The organism is Bradyrhizobium sp., from assembly GCF_019242285.1.
Taxonomy (GTDB): domain Bacteria; phylum Pseudomonadota; class Alphaproteobacteria; order Rhizobiales; family Xanthobacteraceae; genus Bradyrhizobium.
Map to the genome: position 1 here is coordinate 1 of NZ_JAFAVV010000270.1, position 8,087 is coordinate 8,087.

At 64.7% G+C, this 8,087-nt stretch carries 10 protein-coding genes and 1 pseudogene; 3 read left to right on the forward strand and 8 right to left on the reverse strand.

Annotated elements, in window-relative coordinates; genetic code table 11:
- Positions 1 to 258 (reverse strand): RNA polymerase sigma factor region1.1 domain-containing protein (locus JOY90_RS10370; protein ID WP_291691041.1); only part of this gene is annotated, 258 nt, incomplete at its 3' end.
- Positions 259 to 494: 236 nt separating this feature from the next.
- The gene (gene dnaG / locus JOY90_RS10375; protein ID WP_291691042.1) at positions 495 to 2,501 is read right to left on the reverse strand and encodes a DNA primase; all 2,007 of its coding nucleotides are present in this window, start codon (positions 2,499 to 2,501) and stop codon (positions 495 to 497) included.
- Positions 2,502 to 2,653: 152 nt separating this feature from the next.
- Between dnaG and JOY90_RS10380 the strand changes: the two genes are divergently transcribed.
- Both JOY90_RS10380 and JOY90_RS10385 read left to right on the forward strand, forming a co-directional pair.
- A complete protein-coding gene (locus JOY90_RS10380) occupies positions 2,654 to 2,977 on the forward strand; it encodes a BrnT family toxin (RefSeq protein WP_291691043.1) in 324 nt (107 codons plus the stop codon).
- 19 nt (positions 2,978 to 2,996) lie between these two features.
- On the forward strand, positions 2,997 to 3,230 hold the full coding sequence (locus JOY90_RS10385; protein ID WP_367276908.1) for a BrnA antitoxin family protein: 234 nt from the start codon (positions 2,997 to 2,999) through the stop codon (positions 3,228 to 3,230).
- Between the two features lie 82 nt (positions 3,231 to 3,312).
- Here JOY90_RS10385 and JOY90_RS10390 read toward each other — a convergent pair whose 3' ends face one another.
- The 3 genes from JOY90_RS10390 to JOY90_RS10400 form a co-directional block, all read right to left on the reverse strand.
- Positions 3,313 to 3,711, reverse strand: coding sequence for a gamma-glutamylcyclotransferase (locus tag JOY90_RS10390; RefSeq protein WP_291691045.1), 399 nt, complete (start codon positions 3,709 to 3,711; stop codon positions 3,313 to 3,315).
- 74 nt (positions 3,712 to 3,785) lie between these two features.
- Positions 3,786 to 4,595 (reverse strand): transglutaminase family protein, encoded by an 810-nt coding sequence (locus JOY90_RS10395; protein WP_291691046.1) that lies wholly within the window; start codon positions 4,593 to 4,595, stop codon positions 3,786 to 3,788.
- Positions 4,596 to 4,598: 3 nt separating this feature from the next.
- Positions 4,599 to 5,501 carry a transglutaminase family protein gene (locus tag JOY90_RS10400; RefSeq protein ID WP_291691047.1) on the reverse strand — a complete coding sequence of 301 codons (903 nt, stop codon included), beginning with the start codon at positions 5,499 to 5,501 and terminating at the stop codon, positions 4,599 to 4,601.
- Positions 5,502 to 5,595: 94 nt separating this feature from the next.
- Here JOY90_RS10400 and JOY90_RS10405 point away from each other — a divergent pair, with 94 nt between their 5' ends.
- Positions 5,596 to 6,396 (forward strand): N-formylglutamate amidohydrolase, encoded by an 801-nt coding sequence (locus tag JOY90_RS10405; RefSeq protein ID WP_291691048.1) that lies wholly within the window; start codon positions 5,596 to 5,598, stop codon positions 6,394 to 6,396.
- On the opposite strand, the gene JOY90_RS10410 is transcribed toward JOY90_RS10405, so the two are convergent.
- The 3 genes and pseudogenes from JOY90_RS10410 to JOY90_RS10420 form a co-directional block, all read right to left on the reverse strand.
- Positions 6,393 to 7,007 carry a LysE family translocator gene (locus JOY90_RS10410; RefSeq protein ID WP_291691049.1) on the reverse strand — a complete coding sequence of 205 codons (615 nt, stop codon included), beginning with the start codon at positions 7,005 to 7,007 and terminating at the stop codon, positions 6,393 to 6,395. The genes JOY90_RS10405 and JOY90_RS10410 overlap by 4 nt on opposite strands.
- Positions 7,008 to 7,189: 182 nt before the next feature.
- Positions 7,190 to 7,747: a hypothetical protein gene (locus JOY90_RS10415; protein WP_291691050.1), complete on the reverse strand. Its 558-nt coding sequence runs from the start codon at positions 7,745 to 7,747 to the stop codon at positions 7,190 to 7,192.
- Positions 7,747 to 8,087 (reverse strand): annotated as a pseudogene (locus JOY90_RS10420) (hypothetical protein); the annotation flags it as partial. The pseudogene JOY90_RS10420 and the gene JOY90_RS10415, both read right to left, overlap by 1 nt.

Below are 8,087 nucleotides of genomic sequence, written 5' to 3' on the forward strand. Positions count from 1 at the left end.
GTTGATGCCCATGTCCGAGAGCATCGACATGATGTCCTCGATCTGCTCCGGCGAGGTGGTGTCGGAGGGCAGCACCTCGTTGAGCTGATCGAAGGTCACGAAGCCGCGCTTCTTGGCCTGCTTGATCATCTTCTTGACGGCGGCGTCGGAGAGGTCCAGCAACGGCGAAGGCGCATCGGCCGCGTCCTTCTCGGGCGCGTCGGCCTTGTCGTCCTTTTCCTTTTCCTTCACCTGCAGCGTCTTTGCCTTGCTGGCCATTCATTGCTCTCCAAAACGCGCGCGGCCCCGTCCCGAGCCGCCACGTTCGCTTGCATCTCGATTTCTCAAAACGCGACAAAAGGGCGGCGTACCCCCTCGCCACCCCCGAATCCCGCTTCGCTGGTCTGCCGTCCTGATCTTCGCCTGCTATGCCGCTGAACCCTGTTTTTGCAACCAAACCATGGGTTTGGCGAGTCTTTTTGCGGCCCCGACACCGCCATCCGCAGGAATGTTGCTCAAACGCTTCGCTGGAACCGGCCGGACAGCTCGCCAAATCCTTCGATCAGCGCCTCGGTACCGTCAACCTCCGCCATCCGGGCCTTGACGTCTTTCAGCCAAGCCAAATTCGCCTCGCTCGGCTCCTCGCCCAAAGCCAGTTCGGCGTCCTTCAGCTCCCTAAGTAAGGAGTGCCATTGCCGATGCAAGGCAACGAGCTGGGCCCAGGTGGAAAGAACATCCTCTCGCGCCGCGCCGGCCCGCGCGCCCCACACCGCACCGGTCGTGATCGCCCGCTCAACCCGTTGAAGTGTTGGTAGAAATCCGCTGGCTTCGAGATCGGCCCGCATCTTTTCGGCCTGCTCGTCGGGGTCCGGCGAATGATGGTGGTCGTTGGCGAAGGCCGCGATGATGGCGGCACGCAGCTTGTGGGCCTCGGGATGGGACAATTCCAGCGCCGCCACCTCCTCCAGATGGTCGTGCAGGAGCCAGGGATGGTTGACCAGGCATTGCAGAATCAGCGCCTCGCGCCGCGACAGCGCCGAGCGCTGGCCGCGCATGATCGGGCTCGCCGCAAGCTGCGGGCTCGCGGCCTGGTAGGGACCGGGGGCGAGGGAGGGGGCAACGACCGGTCCGCGGGCATTTCGGGGGGCGAATCGGTTGCCGGAACCGGGGGCACGGGGCGCGAACCGGCCAGGTGATTCGCGGCCGAACCCGGCTTGGCCGAATCTTTGGCCGGCGAAGCCGCGGGGCGGCTCCGGGGCAAATGTCCGCTGCAATCGCTCGACGAGATCCTGCCGATAATAGCGCCGCACCACCTCGTCGCGGATGGAATTGGCGAGCTCGCCGATGCGGGCCTCCAGCGCGGCGCGGCGCTCGGGCGTGGCAAAATTGCCGCCTTCGAGCTCGCGCGACCAGACGATGTCGGCGAGCGGGCGGGAAGCGGAGATCACGTCCTCCATCGCGCCGCGCCCGCTCTGGCGCACGAGATCGTCGGGGTCCTGCCCCTCCGGCAACAGCGCAAAGCGCAAGCTCTTGCCAGGCTTGAGATGCGGCAGGGCGAGGTCGGCGGCGCGCCATGCCGCCTTCTGCCCGGCGCGGTCGCCGTCGAAGCAGAGGATCGGCTCGTCCGCCATCTTCCAGAGCAGCGCGAGCTGGTTCTCGGTCAGCGCGGTGCCGAGCGGCGCGACGGCGCCGGCGAAGCCTGCCGTCACCATGGCGATGACGTCGACATAGCCCTCAACCACGATCAGGTTCGCGCCGTTATGCGCGGCCTGCCGCGCGGTCGTGAGGTTGTAGAGATTGTCACCCTTGTGAAACAGCGGCGTCTCCGGCGAGTTCAGGTATTTGGCGGGGACGTCCTTCTCCAGCGCGCGGCCGCCAAAGGCGATCACCCGGCCGCGCAGATCGGTGATCGGAAACATCACGCGGTCGCGGAAGCGGTCCCATGGCACGGGGATGTCCTCTCCCGAGACCAACAACCCCGCCTCCACCATGTCCTCGACCGGGACGCCCTGAGAGCCGAGATGCTCCTTCAGCGCAAAGCGCTCCGGCGCTGCGTAGCCGAGACGGAATTGCAGTTGCGTTTGCGGCGAAATCGCACGGTCGGCAAGATAGCCGCGCGCCTTCGCACCGGTGCGCGAGGCCAGCGTGTCGGCGAAGAACTTTGCCGCGAGCTCCATGACGTCGTAAAGCGTCTTGCGGCGCTGCTCGTGGCGCTCGGCCTCGGGACTATGCACCGGCAGCGCCACGCCTGCCATCGCGGCGAGCTTTTCCACCGCCTCAGGGAAGGAGACGCCTTCGGTCTCCATCACGAAGTCGAAAATCGTGCCGTGCTTGCCGGAGGAGAAGTCGTGGTAAAAACCCTTCTGGTCGTTGACCGTGAAGGACGGCGTCTTCTCCTGCTGGAACGGCGACAGCCCCTTCCACTCCCGCCCCGCCCGCTTCAGCTTCACGCGCTGGCCGACCACCTCCGACACCGGAAGCCGGGCGCGAATCTCATCGAGAAGCTGGGGCGTGAAGCGCATTGATCAAACCAACATCGAGGCCGTTTCCAGAGAGGCTGATCGGGCGACCCTTGCAATTTGCAAATCTAATGTTCATGATATGTTCCGTCCATATCCACAATTCCCTTGTCTTGAAATGAAATACATTTGTACATACGATAGGGTCTGCTCAGATGCCCGACGCGTCGCTGGAATTTCTCGCGCCGGCCGGGTTCGAATGGGACGAGGACAAGAGCAAAGCCAATCGGCAAAAGCACGGTATCGACTTCGAGGATGCGACGAGGATCTTCTATGGACCTGTTCTTCTTCGTCGGTCGGCCCGCAACGATGAGGAGCGTTGGATCGCGATAGGTTCTCTGGAAAATAAATTGATCGCCGTCGTTTTCACGCGGCGAGCAGAAGTCATCCGGATCATCTCGTCGCGCCGCGCAAGGAAGAATGAAGAAAGAACGTATCGTCACACGCAATTGGGGCGACCGCCGCAAGGGCAAGACTGACTGGGCGCGGGTCGATGCCTTGACCGACGAAGAGATCGAAGCCGCAATCAAGGACGATCCGGACTGGCAGGAGTTCGAGAATATCGACTGGTCGGATGCGGTGCTGGTAATCCCGGCAAAGAAGAAGGCGATTTCGATCCGCCTCGACGAGGACGTGCTGGATTTCTTCAAGCGCGAGGGCGATGGCTATCAGCGCCGCATCAACGCGGTGCTGCGCTCGTATATGGAGCAGACGTCGAAGAAGCGCGCGTGAAACGTCGGGCTCTCTCTCCGCCGTCATTCCGGAATACGCCGCAAGGCGCGAGCCCGCAATGACGGCAGATGGATTTGGACCGCTATCTCGCCACAAACCGTCCCGACTCGATCCGTGACAACTTCGTCACCGGCCAGTTGTAGAGATAGGTCCAGGCCTCATTGACCGCGCCGTCGCCGGGTGTCACGCGAACCGGCTCGCGGACATATTCGGTCGGTGTTGCAAAACCCTCGCCGCAGGCTTCGTACATGTCGAACTCGCGCAACAGTTCCTCGGGCGCGCGGAGGCGGAACAGTTCGCCATGCACGATGTCGGCGGGATCGTCGGAAAGCACGAGCGCCGGATAGTGCGTCACGCAATAGAGCCGGCCGCGGCAGGTGGCTTCGCCGAGAAAATCGGCATTGGCTGCGAGCAGCTTGGCCATCGGATGGTCGAAGCCGCGCATCAGCGTGCCGTAGACGAAGAGGAGGTCGGAGGTCATCCAGTGTGACTGTCATTCTCGGACGCGAGCGTCAAGCGAGCGAAGGCGGAATGACGGGAGGTGGCGATGGCCCCCTACGCCGCCACCTCGTCACTGACCACCTCGAACTTCTTCAATTCCATCCGCCCGAAGCTCGTCGAGAGCGCGACATCGGCGGCGTCGCGGCCGGTCGCCATCAGGATGCGGCCGATGCGCGGGACGTTGTGGCGGGCGTCGAACGTGTACCATTGTCCGGCCAGATAGGCCTCGAACCAGCCGGAGAAATCCATCGGGAACGGCTCGGGCGGAATGCCGATGTCGCCCATGTAGCCGGTGCAATAGCGTGCCGGAATCCCCATGCAGCGGCAGAAGGTCAGCGCCAGATGCGCGAAGTCGCGGCATACCCCGCTCTTCTGCTCGTAGACGTCATGCGCCGACTTCATGTGATGGGCGTGCTGGTAGCCGAAGGTGACGTGGTCATGCACGAAGGTCGTGATCGCCAGCACCCGTTCCCAGCCGGCTTTCGTCTTGCCGAACAGCGACCAGGCGATATCGCTGAGCTTGTCGGTCTCGCAATAGCGGCTCGGCATCAGATAGAGCAGCAGATCGTCCGGCAGCTTGTCGATCGGCAGTTGCTGCGCCGCCGGGTTCACCGCGTCCGGCGCGCCGGAATCGCGCACCCGCGCGCGGCCCTTCAGCGTCACCCCGCCGGCCGGCGCGACCAGGCGGCCGCAGATGTTGTCGAAGGTGTCGCGGTAGAAGCCGATTGGCACATTCGGCTCGGCGGTGATGGTCTCGCTGCCGATGATGTCGGCCCGGCGCGAGGGATGGATCGCGAGCATGATCACCATCGGCGTCGGCTGCGGCGCGGCATAGGTGATCTCGAAACCGACCTTGATCTCCATGATTCAGGCCTCCTCCTCGGCCACCTGTTCGTCCAACAAGGTGACCTTGATGTTCACCTCCATGCCCGTGAACGCGTCCGCTGGGCCGAGATAGACGCCATGCAGCGGGATCGCCTGCGACGGATCGCGGGCGACCGCGACACGGATCAGGTCGCGGCTGCCGATGCTGCCGTTGGTCGGGTCGAACTCGATCCAGCCGGCGCTCGGCAGGTAGCCTTGTACCCAGGCATGGGTCGAACCGCCGCCGACATGGCCGCGCTCGCCCGCCTCGTCATGCACGAACAGATAGCCGGAGACGAAGCGGGCGGCGATGCCGAGCCGGCGCAACGCCTCGATCATGAACAACGCATAGTCGCGGCAGGTTCCAGAGCCGGCCTGCAGCGTGTCGAGCGGATGCCGGGTGCCGCGCTCATGCCGCTTGCGGTAGGTGAAGATCTCGCGGATGCGATGGGTCATCCCGCTCAGGATCTTGAAGGTCGGGGTCGGCGCCTCCTCGTCGAGGAAGGCGCGCGCCCAGGCCGACAGCTCGCCTTCGGGATCGGCATATTGCGGCTCGACGTAGCGGACGAGATCGGGAAACTCCTCGTCGTCATAGGCGAAGGGATAGAAATAGGCGGGATCATCCGGCGTCAGCGCGAACTCCTCGGCCGGGAAATGCTCGACGGTGACGTTGGAAGTGAAGGTCAGCCGTTCGGCGCGCTCGTCGAAGGTCGCGATCGCGACGCTGTTGCCGAACACGTCGTGGATATAGCGCAGCCGCATCGGCTCGGGCGTGATGTCGAGCCGGCTCTCCAGCACGCGCAGATCGTGGCCGTCGCGCGGCCGCAGCATGATACGGTGCTCGCCGAACGCGACCGGGCGCGCATAGCGATATTCGGTTTTGTGATGAATCGTCAGCAGCGGCATCGTCATATAATGATCGTGATTTCGGGCCGGCTAATCTATAGGGGTGGCTGCCCAATTTTAAGGTCGAAATGCCGCTTCGATAGGCAGGAGCAAGATGCTTTCCAACATGGCAGAAGCGCCCTTGCTGCTGGGAGCCGATGAGGCGCCGCCGGTGCACGAGGCTCACGAGACCGGCCGTTCACCGTTCCTCTTCACCTGCGATCACTATGGCAGGCTGATTCCGCGGTCGCTCGGCGATCTCGGCCTGCCCGAAAGCGAGCTCACGCGCCACATCGCCTGGGACATCGGCATTGCGGGCGTTGCCGAATTGCTGTCGGAGGCGCTGGACGCGCAACTGATCGCGCAACGCTATTCGCGGCTGGTGATCGATTGCAACCGGCCGCCGGCCGCAGCGACCTCGATCCCGCGCCTGAGCGAGGTCACGACGATCCCGGGCAACGAGGCGCTGTCGCGCGAACAGGCCGAGGTCAGGCGGCAGGCGATCTTCGAGCCCTATCACCGGCACATCACCGCCGCGATCGACGCGCGGCTCGAAGCGAAGCAGCCGACGGTACTGGTCGCGCTGCACAGCTTCACGCCGGTCTATGCCGGCGTGAAGCGGCCCTGGCACATCGGCACGCTCTATCACCACGACAAGGTGCTGCCGCCGCTGCTGTTGAAGGCGCTGCGCGCCGAGGGCGACCTGGTGGTTGGCGACAACGAGCCCTATGCGGTGAGCGAAGCAACCGACTACACCATACCGGTCCATGGCGAGGCGCGCGGGCTGATCCATTCCGGCATCGAGATCCGGCAGGACCAGATCGCCGAGCCGGACGGGCAGCGGCAATGGGCGGAGCGGCTGGCGCGGATTCTCGGCGAGATCGAGACGACACTGCGCACGGAGGAAGTGATCTAGCGCGCCCTCGTCAGCGCGAGCCAGACGCCGCCGCCGATCATGAAGCCGCCGGAGACGCGCGAGACCATCCGGGTGCGGCGCGCGGAGAAGAAGCTGCGCGCGCGGCCGGCGAGCAGTGCGTAGATTCCGTCGGTGAGCCCGGCGAGCACCATGAAGGTGACGCCGAGCAGGGCCACCTGCGGGAAGTGATCCTTGCTCATGTCCATGAATTGCGGAATGAACGCGCCGAAGAACACCAGCAGCTTCGGATTCGAGAGCGCGACGACAAAACCCTGCAGGAAGAAGCCGCCGCGCGGCGGCGGCGCTTCTTCGGCCTCGACGCCCTCGTTCGGAGCACGGATCAGCTTGATTCCGAGCCAGATCAAATAGGCGGCGCCGGCCAGCCGCACCCAGTTGAACCAGTAGCCCATGGTCGCCATCAGCGAGGTCAGGCCGATCGCGACGATGGCAATCACGATCAGCAGCCCGGTCTGCACTCCGGCGATGTTGGTGAGCGCCGCGCGGGTGCCGTGGCGCAGACCATTGGCGATCAGGAGCGTGACGATCGGCCCAGGCAACAGCGCGAGCGCAATGCAGGCGGCGACGAAGGCGAGATAGAGCTGCAGGGACATGGGCGGGCTCGGGGGGAGTTATGTGTTCGTGACTACGGAATTGGTATTAAGCACGATGCTGACGTTGATGGAAGCCGACTCGTCTGGCGTCAGGCTGGTCCGCATGACTGCTATTTTTTTCCACTTGCGTCGCTGCACCCCCTCCCCTCGTGCCCGATCTCTCACTGCTACGCAAAACCAAGCTACTTCCCGCCCACCGACGCCAGCATCCAGCGGTGCATCGGCGGCGAGGCGAGAAAATCCAGCGCGGCGCGCTTGAGCGCATCGGGCGTGGCCGCACCTTGCGTCACCGCGACCAGGAGGTCGCAGCGGTGCGACAGGGCGAAGCCGACCGCCGCATGTTTCGAGCCATCGGACATATCGAGATCATAGTCGCGCGACCGGCCGGCCAGGTCGGCAACGCGGACCGCCCTGCCCTGCTCGCGCGGCGTAAAGCGCGGGGTGATGAGATCGAGATCGGCGACGCGGTCGACCTCGTCGTCATCGGCAACCCCGGTGTCGCAATTGCAGAAGCCGATCTTCGGCCGCACATAGATCTCCGCCTCGCCGCCGCAGGCCGCATCGCCGCAGCGGAAGGCGCGGCCGGCGGGCCAGCCGTCGCGCGGAAACGGCCAGGCGATCTCCTGCCAGCGCCCGTCGCCGCCGCCATCAGCTGGCGGCCGCACCTTCTGATAGGCTGCGAGCCCCGACAGCGTGCCGAACGCCAGCGCCGCGACGACGATGGCGAGCAGGCGGCGCATCATTCACCCGGCAGGCCGGCGGCGGCGCGCGCATCGCCGGTCAATTCGAGGATGTGCAGGCCGGTGTCGGCACGATCGACCGCATAGATGTAGCCGCGGTCGTCCGTCTCGACATTGTTGGTCTGGATCGCGATCTTGCAGCGGTCCTTGCCGTCGACGGTGACGCAGCGCTTGTCGGTCTTGTCCGTGATCGACGGGATGAAATAGCCGACCTCCTTCGGGTGATAGGGATCGCGGATGTCGAGCGCGCGCACGCCGGCATTGAAGAAGGCAATGAAGGCCATCTTCTCGTAAAACACCGGCGCCATGCTCTCGTTCGACGAATGCGCGCCGAACCGGC

What these genes read in the sequence shown, in the direction of transcription:
- dnaG (WP_291691042.1), bottom strand. Translation starts at nt 2,501, where the DNA reads ATGCGCTTCACGCCCCAGCTTCTCGATGAGATTCGCGCCCGGCTTCCG.
- JOY90_RS10380 (WP_291691043.1), top strand. Translation starts at nt 2,654, where the DNA reads ATGCCCGACGCGTCGCTGGAATTTCTCGCGCCGGCCGGGTTCGAATGG.
- JOY90_RS10390 (WP_291691045.1), bottom strand. Translation starts at nt 3,711, where the DNA reads ATGACCTCCGACCTCCTCTTCGTCTACGGCACGCTGATGCGCGGCTTC.
- JOY90_RS10395 (WP_291691046.1), bottom strand. Translation starts at nt 4,595, where the DNA reads ATGGAGATCAAGGTCGGTTTCGAGATCACCTATGCCGCGCCGCAGCCG.
- JOY90_RS10400 (WP_291691047.1), bottom strand. Translation starts at nt 5,501, where the DNA reads ATGCCGCTGCTGACGATTCATCACAAAACCGAATATCGCTATGCGCGC.
- JOY90_RS10405 (WP_291691048.1), top strand. Translation starts at nt 5,596, where the DNA reads ATGCTTTCCAACATGGCAGAAGCGCCCTTGCTGCTGGGAGCCGATGAG.
- JOY90_RS10410 (WP_291691049.1), bottom strand. Translation starts at nt 7,007, where the DNA reads ATGTCCCTGCAGCTCTATCTCGCCTTCGTCGCCGCCTGCATTGCGCTC.
- JOY90_RS10415 (WP_291691050.1), bottom strand. Translation starts at nt 7,747, where the DNA reads ATGCGCCGCCTGCTCGCCATCGTCGTCGCGGCGCTGGCGTTCGGCACG.